Genomic DNA, 16605 nt, shown 5'->3' with positions numbered 1-16605 from the left:
GCTGTTTCGCCTAGAAATCCTGATTAATTTCCTGACACTTCTTTTAAGCGGGGTCATGCCCGGGGGTCAGCCAGTCAGAGTTCCGTCACGGTAATCGCGCAGTGCCTGCTGCAATTCCGCCTCCGAGTTCATCACGAATGGCCCGTAATGAGCGATCGGCTCGCGATGCGGAACGCCCGCTAACAGCAGGGCCTGAGCGCCGTTGGGGCTTGTTAGTGACAGGCGGTCGCCCTCGCTCAAGCGCACCAGTTCTCCGGCGGTGACGTTCTCGCCGGCAATTGCCAGTGCGCCATCGAAGACGTAAGCCAGCAGAGTGGGCGCATCGGCGGTAAGCGCCAGCGATGCTCCTTCATTAAGGCTCAGGTGCGCAACGGCGCCCTGGCCGGCGAGTGCCTCCAATGGGCCGTCAATGGCTTCGCCGTTGCTGGCCTGCCAGTGCCCGCCCAGAGCGGTGAGACTCGCGCCGTCCTGCGTCAGGTGTGGCATCTCTGCGGCCTTCACATCGCGGTAGGTGGCAGGGCTCAGCTTGTCGCGAGTCGCGAGGTTCAGCCACAGCTGGAACGCATGCAAGCCCTGATGGTCGGTAAGCGGCATTTCCGAGTGGATGATGCCGCGACCGGTGTGCATCCACTGGGCGTCGCCGGCCTCGATGGTGCTTGAGTGGCCCAGGTGGTCTTCATGGGTCAGGCCGCCGTGAATCACGTAGGTGAGGGTCTGGATGCCGCGATGCGGGTGCGGCGGAAAGCCGCCGATGTAATCGTCAGGGCGATCCGACCCCAGTTCGTCGAGCATCAGGAAAGGATCGAGGCCGCCGCCGAAGTCGTGCAGGCGCTTGATCTTGACGCCGTCGCCGTCCTGGCTTGGCTGAGCGGCGAGTCGGCGTTCGATGCGACGGTCGATGCTGCCGGTGTTTGTGTCGATGTCGTGTGTGTCAGGGGTAGCACTCATGATAAATCCTCCGCCATGGGGTCTGGTGTCGATGACATAGATTGTTGATCATGAACCCGGCGCAACGATAGCGCATAGTTTTGCTCAAATGGTTCGAGGAAATCGAAATGTCTCGAGTGACGCTTTCGCAGTGGCAGATGCTGGCGGCGGTCGTCGACCACGGTGGCTTTGCCCGTGCTTCTCTGGTCGTGCACAAGAGCCCCTCGACGCTCAACCACGCCGTGCACAAGCTCGAGGAGCAACTGGGCGTCAAGGTGCTGGAGCCGGTCGGGCGCAATGTGCGGCTCACCGAAGCCGGCGAGATGCTGCTGCGCCGGGCCCGCCAGCTGATTGAAAGTGCCGAGGCCCTTGAGGACGTGGCCGACAGTCTCGCCGAGGGGCTGGAGGCGGAGGTGGTGCTGGCCATCGATCAGATATTCCCGCCGGACGTGCTGGCCCAGGCGTTGGAGCGCTTCTCGGCGGCCTTTCCTCATGTGCGGATACAGCTGCATGAGACGGTGCTCAACGGCGGGGTCGAGATGCTCTACGACGGCCGGGCCGACCTGGTCGCCTCGGGGCTGGCGGCGCAGGGGTTTCTCGGCGAGCCCCTGGCAACCGTTACCTTTCTGGCCGTGGCCCATCCCGACCACGCCCTGCATCGGCTTGGGCGGCCGCTGGATCTGCGCGATCTGGAGCAGCACCGCCAACTGGTGGTGCGTGACTCAGCGCAGCGCGAGGCCATGGATGCCGGCTGGCTGAAGGCCGAGCAGCGCTGGACGGTCAGCCACTTGGCCACCTCGGTGGACATGCTTAAGCGTGGCCTGGGATTCGCCTGGGTGCCGAAGACTTTGATCGAACCTGCCCTGGAGAGCGGTGAGCTCCTGCCGCTTCCGCTGCTCGTCGGCGGTGTGCGTCAGGTGCCGTTTCAGTTGATCCATCGCGATCGTGACCGGGCTGGCCCGGCGACCCGCGCCATGGCCGCGGCGCTGATGCAGTCGGTGAGCGAATGGGAGCAGGCGCAGGCGGAATGATTCGAAGTCATCGAATGGAATGCCGGAAAAGACTCGCTTGAGCGTCGAAAGAATTGGCGTACGCTTCACAACCATACGTTACACCCTATCTTGAGGAGGGCTTATGGGCCTGTTGATCGACGGCAAGTGGCACGACCAGTGGTATGACACCAAGAAGCACGGCGGCGAGTTCGTCCGCGAATCCGCCCAACTGCGCGACTGGGTGACCGCCGATGGCGGCGAAGGCCCCCAAGGCCAGCCGGGTCGGCCCGCGGAGTCCGGCCGCTACCACCTCTATGTGTCGCTGGCCTGCCCCTGGGCGCATCGTGCCCTGATCATGCGCCACCTCAAGGGGCTCGATGACCTGATTGGCACCTCTAATGTCAGCCCGCTGATGCTCGATCAGGGCTGGAGCTATCACGAGGATGAGGGCTCAAGCGGCGATCCGATCAACGGCGTGAGATACCACCGGGAGCTGTACACCCTGACCGACCCGCACTATACGGGGCGCGTCACGGTGCCTGCACTGTGGGACAAGCGCGGCGAAACCATCGTCAGCAACGAGTCTGCCGACCTGCTGCGGATGTTCAATGATGCCTTCGACGACATCACCGGCAACCGTCTGGACTTCTACCCCGCTGACCTGCGCGAGACCATCGATGCGGTCAACGCCGATGTCTATGACAACATCAACAACGGCGTCTACAAGTCAGGCTTCGCCACCGATCAGGCGGTCTATGAGAAGCACGTCACCGCGCTCTTTGACGCCCTCGACCGGATGGAGGCGCGTCTCAACGAGCAGCGCTACCTGGCCGGCGAGTGGCTGACCGAGGCAGACATCCGTCTGTTCACCACTTTGATCCGCTTTGACGCCGTCTATCACGGCCACTTCAAGTGCAATATTCGGCGCATCGAGGATTACCCGAACCTCTCGAACTATGTCCGCGAGCTATATCAGTGGCCGGGCATCAAGGAGACGGTGAACATGGATCACATCAAGCGCCACTACTATTACAGCCACGACACCATCAACCCGACCCGCATCGTGCCCAAGGGCCCCGCGCTTGACCTCGAGCGGCCCCACGACCGTGAGCGCCTGCCCGGGCAGGCAATCCGTCGTAAGTCTACGTGAGCGCCGCAAGCCGGCATAAGAAAGAAGAAGCTTAGATCGTGCGTTGATAAAGAAGCCCCCTCTAGCAGGGGGCTTCTTTGATAGCGACATGCCTTAGATAGCGGCTCACCTTAGATAGTGGCATGCGTCAGCCGAAAGCGGCTCAGGCGTTCTTGGCCAGCCAGCGGTCCAGGGCGTTGGCGAATTCCCGGCGGTCGACATCCGAGTAGCCTTTGGGGCCGCCGGTGTGTTCGCCGCTGGAGCGCATCGTTTCCATAAAGTCCCGCATCTGCACGCGAGCGCGGATGTTGCTGTGATCCAGCGTCTCGCCGCGATTAGTCATCACCGCCGCGCCCTTGTCGATGGCCTCCTGAGCCAGCGGCAGGTCGGCGGTCACCAGCAGATCCCCCGGGACCAGGCGACGAACGATCTCGTCATCGGCAGCGTCGAAGCCGCTTGCCACCGCCAGCGGCTTGACCCAGGGCGAGGGCGGCAGCGGCACCTGATGGTTAGCGACGAACCAGGTCGGTGTCTGGGTGCGCTCGGCGGCGCGCACGATGATCTCACGTGCGACACGCGGGCAGGCGTCGGCATCGACCCACAGGCTAGGCATTCATGGCTCCCGAAAAAGACTGGCATGGCAAAGGGCTCGATGATAGCATGCGCTCTCCTCGCATGTGTTGACCCCCACCATCATGACGAATTGCACCCGCCTCATTAGGTTGGGATGGCAAGCTTTCGCAAGACGCCAGGCGCGATGATCCGCGACCAAGCGCTGTGACCGGGCTCGCCAAGTGTTCGCCCGGGGCAGGCCCAAGGCCTCGCCCAGTGCGTCTGGATTTGTAGATGGAGCACCCACTGCCTCTCGGTACGGTGCGTAAGGTCGCCACAGCGGTTCGCCGAGAGTTTCCGGCAAGCCCCCGCGCTTGTTCGAAGCTCGTTTGATCCGGGCCATGCCCGTGTTACGACGTGAACCGAATGCCAGGTGCGACCGGCGTCCCAGACTCCGCCCCGAGCCAGCCCAACCATGGGCCGGCTCGCATTCGACCCTACAGGCCCTTTGTGGATCCTGTGCTATTGCGTTTTCCGGGTCGGGGACGCCACCAAACTCTGTTGCCGGTACTGACCGGCCTACCAAGGTGTGATTGATGACCTCGACTTCTGTCGCCTCGCCGAGCTTCGGCGAACTGGCACTGCTGCCTGCCGTGCTGACTGCCCTCGAAACTCTGGGCTATGAAACTCCCTCTCCGATCCAGGCGCAGACCATTCCTGCCCTGCTCGAAGGCCGTGACATGATCGGCCAGGCTCAGACCGGTACCGGCAAGACCGCGGCTTTCGCGCTGCCGATCCTGTCTCGCATCGACCTCGCCCGCCGTGAGCCCCAGGTGCTGGTGATGGCTCCGACCCGCGAACTGGCTCAGCAGGTCGCCGTGTCCTTCACTAAGTACGGCCAGAATCTGCAGGGCCTGCAGGTCGCTACCCTGTGCGGTGGCCAGGAATACCGCGAACAGCTCGGCGCGCTGAAGCGTGGCGCACAAGTCGTGGTCGGCACCCCGGGCCGCATCATCGATCACCTGAATCGTGGCAGCCTGAAGCTTGACGGCCTGTCCGCGCTGGTGCTCGACGAAGCCGACGAAATGCTGCGCATGGGCTTCATCGATGACGTCAAGCGCGTCGTCGCCGATACCCCTAAAGACGCCCAGCGGGTGTTCTTCTCCGCGACCCTGCCGACCGAGATCGAGCGCATCGTCAATCGCTATCTGGTCGACCCGGTCAAGGTCGCTATCGAATCGGCCCAGGGCACTGCCGACAGCATCGACCAGCGTTTGGTGCGCGCCGAAGGTGGCGCCAAGCTCGAGGCGCTGTCGCGCATCCTCGAGGTCGAGCCGGTCGATGGCGCCATCGTCTTCGTGCGTACCCGTGCCGCTTGTACCACTCTGGTCGAGCAGCTGACCGCTCGTGGCGTCAACGCCGCTGGCCTGTCCGGTGATCTGGACCAGAGCCTGCGCGAGCGCACCATCACGCGCCTCAAGCGTGGCAAGGTCGACGTGCTGATCGCGACAGACGTGGCCGCCCGTGGCCTCGACGTGCCGCGCATCACCCACGTCATCAACTATGACCTGCCGCAGGACTCCGAAGCCTATACCCACCGCATCGGTCGTACCGGTCGTGCCGGGCGTAGTGGCGTGGCGATCACCTTCGCCGGCTTCCGCGAGACCCGCAAAGTACGCTGGATCGAGCAGGCCACCGGCCAGCACATGAGCGACATGGCGCTGCCCGACGAGGCGGCAATCCGCGCTCATCGCGACGAGATCTTCCATCAGCGTGTGGTTGGCACCCTGACCGCCGGCAGCGACGAGCAGCGTGCGCTGGTCGAGCGCATGGTCGCCGAAGGGCATGATCCGGTTGAGCTGGCCTGTGCCTTCGCCGCCATGGCTCGCGCCGACGAAGCGCCGATCGGTCGCCTGCAGGCACCGAAGGATCGCAACAACGATCGCGCCGCTCGTGATAGCAAGCCGAAGCGTCGTGACAGCGCCCCGCGCGAAGGCATGACGCGCTACCGCGTTGCCGTTGGCCACAAGGACGGCGTCAAGCCGGGCCAACTGGTCGGCGCGCTGGCCAACGAAGGTGGTATCGAAGGCGCCCGCATCGGCCGCATCGATATCCGCAATGCCTTCTCCGTGGTCGAGCTGCCGAGCAGCCTGCCCGCCAGCATCCTCAGCAAGATGGCTCGCGCCAAGGTTGGCGGCCGTGCGCTGGAGATTAGCGAAGACAGCGGCGCGCCGGAGCGCGCACCGCGCCGTCGCAACAACGACGACGCACCTGTTCGTCGCCGCTCGCAGGCCTAAGCTCAAAGTTGTGAGCTAGGCACGCCTTAAACGGGAGTCTGAATCTTCAGGCTCCCGAGCCTCAGGGCATAGGCGCGAATGCCGCATAAACGCAGGCCGGGGATTCCCCGGCCTGCGTTTTTTTATGGGTACGACATGTCTCCGCCAGTCGAAGGCCTCAGACCTCGCGCTTACCGTCGACCAGACGGCTGACGCCAGCCGGGTTGTCGTCACGCAGCGCTTCGGGCAGTAGCTCCTGGGGCAGGTTCTGATAGCACACCGGGCGCAGGAAGCGATGGATCGCGGCACTGCCCACCGAGGTGGTGCGTGAGTCAGACGTCGCCGGATAGGGACCGCCGTGCACCATGGCATGGCAGACTTCGACGCCGGTCGGCCAGCCGTTGGCCATCACGCGACCGGCACGACGCTCGAGCACCGGCAGCAGGCCGCGGGCAGCGTCCAGATCACCATCATCCATCTGCAAGGTGGCGGTCAGCTGGCCTTCCAGATGCTCGGCCACGCGCTTCACTTCGGCCTGATCGGCGCACTCGACCACCAGTGAGGTGGCACCGAAAACCTCGGCCTGCAGGGCTTCGTCCTTCAGGAAGTCGGCCGCCTTGGCGACGAACAGCCCGACCTGGCAGGCGTTGGGGCCGTCGCCGGCCGGGCCACGCGCCACTTCGCGGGCATGGCTGCTGGCCACCAGGCCATCCACGCCCTGGGTGTAGGCATCGAAGATGCCCGGCGTCAGCATGGTCTGGGCGGCAGCGCCCTTCACCGCCTCGCCGGCGGACGCCACAAAGGCATCCAGCGACTCGCCCTTCACGGCGATCACCAGGCCGGGGTTGGTGCAGAACTGGCCGGCACCCATGTTCAGCGAGCCGATAAAGGCCTCGCCCAGTTCCTTGCCACGATTGTTCAGCGCCTCCGGCAGCAGGAACACCGGGTTGATCGAGCTCATCTCGGCATAGACCGGGATCGGCTCCGGGCGCTCTTGCGCCGCCTTGGCCAGCGCCGTACCGCCGTTGCGCGAACCAGTAAAGCCGACCGCCTTGATGCGGGCATCGCGGACCAGGGCCTGACCGATGTCATTGCCAGAGCCGTAGATCAGCGAGAAGACCCCCTCGGGCAGCTCGCACTTGGCCACCGCCCGCTGCACGGCACGGCCGACCAGCTCAGAGGTGCCGGGGTGGGCCGAGTGAGCCTTGACCACCACCGGGCAGCCGGCAGCCAGTGCCGAGGCGGTGTCGCCGCCGGCTACCGAGAACGCCAGCGGGAAGTTCGAGGCGCCGAAGACGGCCACCGGGCCCAGAGCGATATGGCGCTGGCGCAGGTCGATCCGCGGCATCGGTTCGCGTTCGGGCAATGCCGGGTCGATGCGCACGTCGAGCCACTCGCCGGCCCGCACCACCGAGGCGAACAGACGCAGCTGGCCACAGGTACGGCCGCGCTCGCCCTGAAGACGGGCCTGGGGCAGGCCGGATTCGGCCACACCGCGCTCGATCAGCTCATCGCCGATGGCCTCGATCTCGTCGGCGATGGTCTCGAGGAAGCGCGCCCGCGCCTCCAGGCCGGTCTCGCGGTAGGTCTCGAAGGCTTCCCAAGCAAGCTCACAGGCCTGCACGACTTCGGCCTTGCTGCCGGCGGGATAGCCCGGCGACAGGGTCTCGCCGGTGGCGGGATTGATGGCGTGAATGGCCTTGCCATTGGCGGTCACGGCGCGCTGGCCGATCAGTTGCTTGCCTTCCGGTGTCATGGCTTTCTCCTGACGCATTAATGAAATGAACGATATCGGTTGCTACCCGCCCATTGGTGCAAACGCTAGTGATGGCGACGGATGGCAAGATGCGCGAACAGCGCGCGCAGGCCGAAGGTCCAGGGCGGCAAAAGATCACTGCGGCCGACGTGATTGACTAGCGCGCCAAGGCTTGGGGTGGCGATGGTCACGCGGTCATTCAGATGGTGGGTGAAGCCCTGGCCCGGGCCATCGCGGTCCTGAACGGGGGAGAACATGGTGCCGAGGAACAGCATGAAGCCGTCAGGATACTGATGGTGAGCACCCTGGGTCTGTGACACCAGATCCATGGGGTCGCGGCTGATTTCGCGCATATCGCTTGAGTCTTCCAGCACGAAGTTGTCGTCGCTGCCTTCGATGCGCAGCGAGACCTGAGCCTGGCGAACCGTATCCATCGTGAAGCGCTCGTCGAACAGACGAATGAAGGGACCGATGGAACAAGACGCGTTGTTGTCCTTGGCTTTACCCAGCAGCAGGGCGCTGCGTCCCTCGATGTCACGCAGGTTGACGTCATTGCCCAGGCTGGCGCCTTTCGGAGCACCGAAGGCATCGACGGCGAGCACGATTTCAGGTTCAGGGTTGTTCCAGCGCGACGCGGGATGAAGGCCGACGGTGTCGCCGAAGCCCATCGAGGAGAGTGGCTGGGCCTTCGAGAATACTTCGGCGTCTTCGCCGATACCCACTTCCATATATTGAGACCAGGCACCTCGCGCCTGGAGATCTGCCTTCAGGGCGAGGGCCTGAGGCGAACCCGGTTGGATTCGCGACAGGTCGCCACCGATCAATGACTGGATCTCGCGGCGCAGCTCACTTGCCCGTTGCGGGTCTCCACCAGCCTGCTCTTCGATGACTCGCTCGAGCAGGCTCACGGCGAAGGTCACGCCGCATGCCTTGACCGTCTGTAGATCACAAGGTGCAAGCAGGCGAGGGACGCTTTCAGCACCGTTGAGTGATGCGGCGAGCAGCGCATCGACCTGGCCCAGCGATTCGCCCTCTACGTCTTGGACGAAGGCGGCGGGATCTGCCAGGTCGAGCAGGTCGGCGATGGTTGCAATCTGCGCTGAGATATCCAGCACTTCGCCACGGCGTACGATCACAATGGCAGGGCCTGGATGCGGCGTATCGCTCCAGACTCGGCCGATCAGCAGGGCCTGGTCGAGGTCTTGGGGAAGACAGTGATGAGGATCGATTGGATTCATGGTCATTCCTGTAGCTGAAAGAGCCTGGCGACTTATGCCCGGCGGGGCAGAATTCGTCCGGCGGCCATCAGGTCGTCGGGATCGAAAAGGGTCTTGAGGCCGCTGATTAACTCGAGTTCGAGATCGCTGAGACCGGCCAGAAACGGTGTCTGTTTGACGCGGCCAATGCCGTGTTCAGCGCTAATGCTGCCCTGGTAGCGCTCGACAATAGCGAACAACTCACCTTCGAGCTCGTGAAGCAGGGCCTGCTTGGCGGCGAGGTCCAAGTCGGGAGGAGGGAGCAAATTGAAGTGCAGGTTGCCGTCACCGATATGGCCATAGGCGATGATTTCGGTGTTCGGCGAGCGAGCGATCATGGCTCGGCTGGCCTCGTCGTAGAATTCGCTGAGCGATGAGATCGGCAGTGAGATATCGGTACGAAGGTGTTCGCCGCGGTGCTGCTGGCCCTCGACCATGTATTCACGAATCTGCCAGAGGCGGTTGGCCTGGGTGTCGTTAGCGGCCAGAACGCCATCGAGCACCTGACCGTCCTGCATGCCATTCTCGAAGAGGTGTTCGATCATGGCATCGAGATCGACCGGGCCGCTGGCGGCGACTTCGAGCAGCACATAGACCGGGTAAGCGCTCTCCAGCGGATCGGATAAAGAAGGAGCCGCCTCAAAGGCGAGCTCCAGACAGGCACGAGGGATAAGCTCGAACGCGCAGAGCAGGTCGCAGCAACTGCGACGTGCTTGAGCATAGAGCGCCAGCGCAGCGGGAACGTCGGGGACGGCGACCAGCGCAGTGCGAGTGGTCTCGGGTTTGGGGAATAGCTTCAGCATCGCGCCGGTCACGATACCCAGTGTGCCCTCGGCGCCGATGAACAGCTGTTTGAGGTCGTAACCGCGGTTGTCCTTGTGCAGGGCATGCATGCCGTTCCAGATTCGCCCGTCAGGTAACACCACCTCAAGACCCAGCACTAGCTGACGCATCATGCCGAAACGCAGCACGTTGAGTCCGCCTGCATTGGTGGCGATATTGCCGCCGATCTGACAGCTTCCCTGCGCACCTAGGCTCAGCGGGAAGTCGCAGTTGCTCTCTGCGGCAGCGTCCTTGATGGTCTGGAGCACGCAGCCGCTGTCTACGCTCAGCGTGAAGTTGAGGGGATCGATGTCTCTGATCCGGTTTAATCGCTCGAGGCTAATCACCAGTTCCGGGCGTTCGGCATCGGGTAGTGCGCCACCGACCAGCCCGGTATGGCCGCCCTGGGCGACCATCGGTACTTGGTGGCGATGACAAAAACTGACGATTGCTGCAACTTCCTCCGGGCTACGCGGACGGGAGACGAGCAGTGGCTCGCCGAGACGCTCGCCGCTCCAATCGGTGGTGTAGCGAGAGGTGTCTGCTGTTTCGCTGATGACGCCGCTCTCGCCCAGTAACTCGGTCAAGAAGGCTCTTAGCGCTTTCTGGCCAATGTTCATGCAAGGTCTCCTGTCGCAATGCGATGTCATTGATGCCAGAGGATCAGGCCGGGAAAGAGCAGGAATGCCGCCAACAGCAGCAGAAGGGTCAGATAGAAGGGCAGCAGGCTCTTGACCAATTCCTCCATGCCGACCCGACCGACACCACAGCCGACGTAGAGCACGGTGCCAACGGGTGGGGTGATAAGCCCTAGACCGAGAATGAACGACATCAGCACGCCGAAATAAACGGGGTCGATGCCGAGCTTGACCACGACCGGCGTCATCAGTGGCGCCAGGATCACCATGGCCGGCGTGAGGTCCATGAAAAAGCCCACCACAAGGAGGAAAAACGACAGGAGCAGGAGCAGCAGCAGCCGGTTATCTGTGATCGCCGAGAGGCTAACGACCAGTTGCTGCGGGATCATGTTGGCGGTCAGCAACCAGGCCAGCACACTGGCGAAGGCCAGAAGTAGCATGACGACGCCCGTCAGTCGGCCGGTAGCGATGCACAGTGTGAAAAAAAGTCGCAGGGTGAGGCTGCGATAGACGAACATCGACACGGCTATGGCATAGATCAGCGCGATGGCGGCACTTTCGGTGGGCGTGAATACGCCGGAGAGAATTCCCCCCACGATGATCACCGGCAGCAGAAGTGCCAGCAGGGCGTCCTTGAGCGCCAGCCAAAGCTCGCGGATATCGAAGGGCTGTGCCTTGCCGGTCTTCTTGGCCTGGAAGAAGGTGGTGATCGCCAGCCCCAGGGTGATCAGGATGCCGGGCAGAATGCCGGCCATGAACAGGGCCGATATCGACGTATTGGTCACCACGCCGAATAGAATCATCGGAATCGATGGCGGAATGATGATGCCTACCACCGAGGCCGCAACCACGATGGCTGTGGCCATTGAGGCGCTGTAGCGATGCTGCTTCATTGGCTCGATCATCATGCTGCCTACGGCGGAGGCATCGGCAACCGCCGAGCCGCTGATGCCGCCGAAGAACATCGAGGTCAGAACCGCCACCTGGCCTAAACCGCCAGAGATGAAGCCGACCAAGGCGCTGGCCAGTCTCACCAGGCGCTTAGCGATGCCCCCTTGGCTCATCACTTCGCCTACCAGGATGAACAGCGGAATCGCTAGCAGCGGGAAGGAATTCAGGCCGTTGACCGCCTGAGCGACGATCGGTGACAGCGAGTAGTCGGCGTATACAAAGATGAACAGGCTGATCGCTGCCAGCCCGAACGAAATGGGTAGGCCTATGACGATGCAGATCGCCAAGCCGATGAGGATACTCCACAGAATCATTGCGGCTGCCCCCTGAGCAGATGATAGAGCGCCAGGCTATTGGCGATCAGCGTGAGCACTGCCATCACGGGCATGGCGCTGTAGAGCACGGTCCCGGGGATTTTTAGCATCGGCGTGGCGCTAGTGAAGCCGGAAACCTGATCCCAGAAACCCATCAGGATGCACACGCAGACGACATAGATGATGGCGATCGACAGCAGCGAGAACAGCTTCTTGAGCGGGGCCGGAGCCTTGTCCTTGAAGAAGCTGACGGCGACGTGCTCCCGGTCGATGCTGCCGAGGCCGGCGCCCAGCAGGACTAGCCAAATGAACAGCACGCGGGAGAGCTCTTCGGCCCATGCGTAGGAGTAATTGAGCACGAAGCGGCCGAAGACGTTGGCCACTACACAGAACACCACACCTACCACCAGCAGGCCGACGGCGACCTCCAGGCTGGTCTTGAGCAAGGTGAGCATGCGGCGGGACGTCGAGGGGGTAGATACGTTCATGAAGCCCTCCAGAAATGACACGTCGGGCGAGAGCAGGCTCCCGCCCGACGGCTGCGATGGTTACTGCGAGGCAGCGCGGACTTGGTCAATCAGCTCGCCGCCGATCTGGTCACGCCAGTTGTCGTAGACCGGTGCGACCTTCTCTTGGAAGGCTTTTACCTGTTCCGGAGACAGCTCGGTGATCTCCATGCCGGAGTCGGCGAGATCCTGCTTGATCTGGTCGTTCATGCTGCGACCAACGTGGCGCTCGTATTCGCCCATCTGCTTGGCCGCATCGCGCAGCAGCTGCTGGTAGTCAGCCGGCAGGCGAGACCAGAAGCGCTCCGAGACCAGCGTAATGAACGGGGTGTAGACGTGGTTGGTTTCAGTGGCGTAATCCTGAACCTCGTTGAAGCGCGAGGACTGGATGGTGATCCACGGATTTTCCTGGCCATCGACCACGCCCTGTTCCAAGGCGGTGAAGAGCTCCGCGAAGGACATCGGCGTCGGGTTGGCCCCAAGGGTGCGCCAGATATCCAGGTGGATGGGGTTCTGCATGGTGCGGATCTTGAGACCCTCGAGATCCTCCGGTGCTGTCACCTCATGGCGGCTGTTGGTCAGCTGACGGTAGCCGTTCTCGGCCCAGCCGATCGCCACAAGCCCATTGGTCGAGGCTTCATCCAGCATCTGTTGGCCGATTTCGCCATCCAATACCTGGTCGGCCACGTCCGGAGTGGGGAACAGGAAGGGGAGGTCGAAGAGAGCGAACTTCGGGAACATGCTGACCAGCGGCGAGGTCGATGGCGCGGTCATCTCCAGGGTGCCGGACTGCAATGCGCTCACCGCCTGCAGGTCATCACCCAGCTGAGCGCCGGGAAACAGTTCGACCTGGATGTGGCCATCGCTACGCTGTTCGACGATCTTTTCGAAGTACTCCAGGCCGCGGTACTGGGCACCGGACTGGGTGGTGCCAATACTGAACTTGAGCTTGAAATCACCATCGGCCTGGACGACGTCGCCTTGGACGGCGGGGATCGGCGGCATTTCAGGTGCGGCACTGGCCTGCAGGGTGGTCAAGCCCAGCAGTGTGGCACCGATCAGAGAGGTCACACGCGTCATTGTGGTTGTTGTCATGCTTGGCTCCTTGGTGTGGCTGGCGTGTCTGCAACACGCGGCGTGTAGGCCGAACGCGATGTGTTGCGTATCGGCCCGGGATGAACACGTCATCTCTGATTATGTTCATCACATGATTTTATATGTTGAACTTACATGAGAGAGGCGCTCGATGAGACTTGGCCATTGGTCGTAGTGTTGTGGCAGACGGCGAAGATCCGGTCATTCCTGCCAGGCCTCGCCATCGGGGAATTGGAAACGTGCCAGCGACTCGGCGTGCATGGTGATGCTGTAGCCAGGCGCCTCGGGCACCAGGTAGCGGCCCTTCTCGATGCGAACCGGGTCGACGAAGTGCTCGTGCAGGTGGTCCACGTACTCGAGTAGGCGACCCTCCAGCGAACCGGATACGGCGATGTAGTCGAACAGTGAGATGTGCTGGGTGTATTCGCACAGCCCGACACCGCCCCCGTGCGGACAGACCGGCACGTCGTACTTGGCGGCGAGCAGCAGCACCACGATCACTTCATTGAGGCCGCCCAGGCGTGCTGCGTCGAGTTGGCAGAAGTCGATCGCCTCGGCCTGGAGAAGCTGCTTGAACATCACCCGGTTGTGACAGTGCTCGCCGGTGGCGACGCCGATCGACGGGGCCAGGCGGGCGCGAATCTCGGCATGGCCGAGGATGTCGTCTGGGCTGGTAGGCTCTTCGATCCATAGCGGCGCGTACTCGGCCAGGCTGCGCATGTTGGCGATCGCCTCGTCGACATCCCACATCTGGTTGGCATCCATCATCAGGGTGCGCTGCCAGCCGATTTCTTCGCGCAGGATTTGTGCGCGCCGCCGGTCCTCGGTCAGGTCGCCACCGACCTTCTGCTTGAAATGCTCCCAGCCTTCTGCCAGCGCCTCGCGCGCCAAGTGACGCATCTTGTCTTCGGAATAGCCGAGCCAGCCCGCCGAGGTGGTGTAACCCGGGTAGCCGGCCTCCCGCATGTGCGCCTCGCGCTGAGCCTTGCCGGACTCGTTGCGCTTAAGGATCGCCAGCGCCTCGCCAGGAGTCAGGGCGTCGCTGACGAAACGGAAGTCCAGGCAGCGCACCAATTCCTCGGGTGTCATGTCGGCCAGCAGCTTCCAGATGGGCTTGCCCTCGCGCTTCGCCCAGAGATCCCAGACGGCGTTGACGATGGAGGCACAGGCGAGGTGGATGACGCCTTTCTCTGGCCCCAGCCAGCGCAGCTGACTATCTCCGCTGGTCAGGTCGCGCCAGAAGCGGCCCATGTCGGCGGTTATCGTCTCCAGTTCGCGATCCACAATACGTGAGGCCAGGGAGTTCACCGCGGCTACGCACACCTCGTTGCCACGACCGATGGTGAACGTCAGGCCGTGGCCTTCGTGCCCGTCGCCGGCATCCGTCGAGAGAATCACGTAAGTGGCCGAGTAGTCCGGCGCCGCATTCATGGCGTCCGAACCATCCAGATCACGTGAGGTCGGGAAGCGGGTGTCGCGCACTTCGAGGTGGGTAATGGTGGTCATCTTTGTGGCTCCTGTGAGGTCGTTCTCCCGGTCGTGGCCGGGCCAAGCGTCCTAGCAGCGTACGTCGACTTTTTGATTTCCATCCAATCGAAAATAAGTTCCATCGATTCGTTTTGGTTATCAGTGAGTCGATGCCGTGCTGCCCCGCGGGGCGCGTCCAGGGCTGGCATCACAAGCTCGGCGTAGCATGACAGGGGGGAGTGATCCATTATTTTTTGATTATTGTGTGCAATAGTCATTGTATGGAAGTATGAGCGATACAAGACCCCAACAATCGCTTTCTCGAGGTGCAGGTATGGAGCTGATCAATGATTCGCTGGCGGTGGTGAGGCTGAATGCCGTCGACAATGTCGGCGTCGCCACCCGGGCTATTCCTCAAGGGTTTCCTGTCGATGCCAGCCAGCACCTTGCCGCCCAGAACATCGACGCCGGTCACAAGGTGGCATTGGCGGCGATCGCAGACGGCGAGGAGGTCATCAAATACGGCCAGGTCATCGGTGTTGCCAGCCGCGATATCGGCATCGGCGAACACGTACACACGCACAATTTGGCGATGCGCGAGCGCGACTCTTCGTTGACGAATTTCGTTCCGGCCGAGCAGACGCCGGTGATGGCAAACGAGCGGACCTTCGACGGCTACCATCGCGACAATGGGCAGGTGGGGACACGCAACTACATCGGCATCCTGTCGACGGTGAATTGCTCGGCGACGGTGGCCAAGATGGCGGCGGAATCACTCAATGCCGGCGGAGAGATCGAGGCGCTGGGGTTCGATGGCGTTGTTCCGGTCACTCATGGATCGGGGTGTGCCATGAACACCGAATCCGACGGCTTCGCCTTCCTCGAGCGGGTGATTGCAGGGTATGCACGCCACCCAAACTTTGCCTTCGTGCTGATCATCGGCCTGGGCTGCGAGACGAACCAGGTCAAGCAGCTGGTCGAGAAGTCAGGTCTGGCAGACAGCTCGCGACTCTATTATTTCAATATCCAGGAGGCGGGGGGGACGCGGGCGAGCATCCGGCTGGCCAGCGAAAAGGTGCTGGAGATGGCTCGCGAGCAGCAGCGCCCGGTGCGGCGTCCGGCGGCGCTGGAGCATCTGACCGTGGCGCTGCAGTGCGGTGGCTCTGACGGCTATTCGGGGATTTCCGCCAACCCGGCCCTAGGCCATGCCGCGGATCTTATCGTGAGACATGGCGGTAACGTGATTCTCAGCGAGACGCCGGAGATCTACGGCGCGGAGCACCTGTTGCTTGATCGCGCCATCGATAAAGAGGTAGCGATCAAGTTGCTTGAGCGTCTTGCCTGGTGGAAGCATTACACCCGCATCAATGGGGCAGAGCTCAACAACAATCCATCGCCGGGCAACAAGGCGGGGGGACTGTCGACGATCCTCGAGAAGTCGCTGGGAGCGGTGGCCAAGGGTGGTTCGTCGAGCCTTAATGACGTACTCGAATATGCCCAGCCGCGCCGGCGGGCCGGATTCAACTTCATGGACAGCCCCGGTTACGACCCGGCATCGGTTACCGGCCAGATCGCCTCGGGGGCCAACATGGTCTGCTTCACCACCGGCCGGGGCTCGGTATCAGGCTTCAAGCCAGCGCCTTGCCTCAAGCTCGCGACCAACACTCGCATGTTCGAGGCCATGCACGAAGATATGGACATCAACTGCGGTACCATCGTCGATGGGGCGGCCAGCGTCGATAGCGTCGGTCGCGAGATTTTCGAACGCATCATAGCGGTGGCCTCCGGGCAGCTTAGTGCCAGCGAGACGCTTGGCTATGGCAACAACGAATTCGTCCCGTGGATGGTCGGTGCTGTCACCTAAGCGTTGAGGCTGGTACGAGAGATGTTTTAGCGAGAGGATATGGCGCGTTTTCCTGGTCGA

The 16605-nt window shown here is 62.7% G+C and carries 13 protein-coding genes; 4 read left to right on the top strand and 9 right to left on the bottom strand.

Annotation, left to right across the window (positions count from 1 at the left end; genetic code table 11):
• Positions 1–66: 66 nt before the first annotated feature.
• A complete protein-coding gene (locus tag Q2K57_RS03595) occupies positions 67–948 on the bottom strand; it encodes a pirin family protein (RefSeq protein WP_112054062.1) in 882 nt (293 codons plus the stop codon).
• A gap of 107 nt (positions 949–1055) precedes the next feature.
• Between Q2K57_RS03595 and Q2K57_RS03590 the strand changes: the two genes are divergently transcribed.
• Both Q2K57_RS03590 and Q2K57_RS03585 read left to right on the top strand, forming a co-directional pair.
• Positions 1056–1958, top strand: coding sequence for a LysR family transcriptional regulator (locus Q2K57_RS03590; protein WP_112054063.1), 903 nt, complete (start codon positions 1056–1058; stop codon positions 1956–1958).
• 103 nt (positions 1959–2061) lie between these two features.
• Positions 2062–3069, top strand: coding sequence for a glutathione S-transferase family protein (locus Q2K57_RS03585; protein ID WP_112054064.1), 1008 nt, complete (start codon positions 2062–2064; stop codon positions 3067–3069).
• 142 nt (positions 3070–3211) lie between these two features.
• Here the strand turns inward: Q2K57_RS03585 and Q2K57_RS03580 are convergent, their stop codons facing one another.
• A complete protein-coding gene (locus Q2K57_RS03580) occupies positions 3212–3661 on the bottom strand; it encodes a YaiI/YqxD family protein (protein ID WP_112054065.1) in 450 nt (149 codons plus the stop codon).
• A 535-nt stretch (positions 3662–4196) separates the two neighbouring features.
• Between Q2K57_RS03580 and Q2K57_RS03575 the strand changes: the two genes are divergently transcribed.
• Entirely contained in the window at positions 4197–5897 is a 1701-nt protein-coding gene (locus Q2K57_RS03575) for a DEAD/DEAH box helicase (protein WP_112054066.1), read from the top strand.
• Between the two features lie 157 nt (positions 5898–6054).
• Here the strand turns inward: Q2K57_RS03575 and Q2K57_RS03570 are convergent, their stop codons facing one another.
• The 7 genes from Q2K57_RS03570 to Q2K57_RS03540 all read right to left on the bottom strand — a co-directional run bounded on the left by Q2K57_RS03570 (position 6055) and on the right by Q2K57_RS03540 (position 14720).
• Positions 6055–7632 carry an aldehyde dehydrogenase (NADP(+)) gene (locus Q2K57_RS03570; RefSeq protein WP_112054067.1) on the bottom strand — a complete coding sequence of 526 codons (1578 nt, stop codon included), beginning with the start codon at positions 7630–7632 and terminating at the stop codon, positions 6055–6057.
• A 65-nt stretch (positions 7633–7697) separates the two neighbouring features.
• Complete coding sequence (locus Q2K57_RS03565) at positions 7698–8870, bottom strand: fumarylacetoacetate hydrolase family protein (protein ID WP_112054068.1); 1173 nt, start codon at positions 8868–8870, stop codon at positions 7698–7700.
• Positions 8871–8902: 32 nt separating this feature from the next.
• Positions 8903–10330, bottom strand: coding sequence for an FAD-binding oxidoreductase (locus Q2K57_RS03560; RefSeq protein WP_112054069.1), 1428 nt, complete (start codon positions 10328–10330; stop codon positions 8903–8905).
• Positions 10331–10356: 26 nt separating this feature from the next.
• Entirely contained in the window at positions 10357–11613 is a 1257-nt protein-coding gene (locus Q2K57_RS03555; protein ID WP_112054070.1) for a TRAP transporter large permease, read from the bottom strand.
• The gene (locus Q2K57_RS03550) at positions 11610–12101 is read right to left on the bottom strand and encodes a TRAP transporter small permease (RefSeq protein ID WP_258395998.1); all 492 of its coding nucleotides are present in this window, start codon (positions 12099–12101) and stop codon (positions 11610–11612) included. The genes Q2K57_RS03555 and Q2K57_RS03550 overlap by 4 nt, the downstream gene beginning before the upstream one ends.
• Positions 12102–12161: 60 nt before the next feature.
• Entirely contained in the window at positions 12162–13214 is a 1053-nt protein-coding gene (locus tag Q2K57_RS03545) for a TRAP transporter substrate-binding protein (protein WP_112054071.1), read from the bottom strand.
• Between the two features lie 201 nt (positions 13215–13415).
• The gene (locus Q2K57_RS03540) at positions 13416–14720 is read right to left on the bottom strand and encodes an L-fuconate dehydratase (protein ID WP_112054072.1); all 1305 of its coding nucleotides are present in this window, start codon (positions 14718–14720) and stop codon (positions 13416–13418) included.
• Between the two features lie 295 nt (positions 14721–15015).
• On the opposite strand from Q2K57_RS03540, the gene Q2K57_RS03535 reads away from it, so the two are divergent.
• A complete protein-coding gene (locus Q2K57_RS03535; RefSeq protein ID WP_112054073.1) occupies positions 15016–16545 on the top strand; it encodes a UxaA family hydrolase in 1530 nt (509 codons plus the stop codon).
• Positions 16546–16605 lie beyond the last annotated feature (60 nt).

The sequence above is a fragment of the Halomonas sp. I5-271120 genome, from assembly GCF_030553075.1.
Classification (GTDB): Bacteria; Pseudomonadota; Gammaproteobacteria; order Pseudomonadales; family Halomonadaceae; genus Onishia; species Onishia taeanensis_A.
This window is presented reverse-complemented; position numbering and strand designations above follow the sequence as displayed.

Coding starts and splice junctions, on each gene's coding strand:
- Q2K57_RS03570 (WP_112054067.1), bottom strand. CDS start 7,632: ATGACACCGGAAGGCAAGCAACTGATCGGCCAGCGCGCCGTGACCGCC.
- Q2K57_RS03550 (WP_258395998.1), bottom strand. CDS start 12,101: ATGAACGTATCTACCCCCTCGACGTCCCGCCGCATGCTCACCTTGCTC.
- Q2K57_RS03595 (WP_112054062.1), bottom strand. CDS start 948: ATGAGTGCTACCCCTGACACACACGACATCGACACAAACACCGGCAGC.
- Q2K57_RS03565 (WP_112054068.1), bottom strand. CDS start 8,870: ATGAATCCAATCGATCCTCATCACTGTCTTCCCCAAGACCTCGACCAG.
- Q2K57_RS03590 (WP_112054063.1), top strand. CDS start 1,056: ATGTCTCGAGTGACGCTTTCGCAGTGGCAGATGCTGGCGGCGGTCGTC.
- Q2K57_RS03585 (WP_112054064.1), top strand. CDS start 2,062: ATGGGCCTGTTGATCGACGGCAAGTGGCACGACCAGTGGTATGACACC.
- Q2K57_RS03540 (WP_112054072.1), bottom strand. CDS start 14,720: ATGACCACCATTACCCACCTCGAAGTGCGCGACACCCGCTTCCCGACC.
- Q2K57_RS03575 (WP_112054066.1), top strand. CDS start 4,197: ATGACCTCGACTTCTGTCGCCTCGCCGAGCTTCGGCGAACTGGCACTG.
- Q2K57_RS03560 (WP_112054069.1), bottom strand. CDS start 10,330: ATGAACATTGGCCAGAAAGCGCTAAGAGCCTTCTTGACCGAGTTACTG.
- Q2K57_RS03545 (WP_112054071.1), bottom strand. CDS start 13,214: ATGACAACAACCACAATGACGCGTGTGACCTCTCTGATCGGTGCCACA.
- Q2K57_RS03555 (WP_112054070.1), bottom strand. CDS start 11,613: ATGATTCTGTGGAGTATCCTCATCGGCTTGGCGATCTGCATCGTCATA.
- Q2K57_RS03580 (WP_112054065.1), bottom strand. CDS start 3,661: ATGCCTAGCCTGTGGGTCGATGCCGACGCCTGCCCGCGTGTCGCACGT.
- Q2K57_RS03535 (WP_112054073.1), top strand. CDS start 15,016: ATGGAGCTGATCAATGATTCGCTGGCGGTGGTGAGGCTGAATGCCGTC.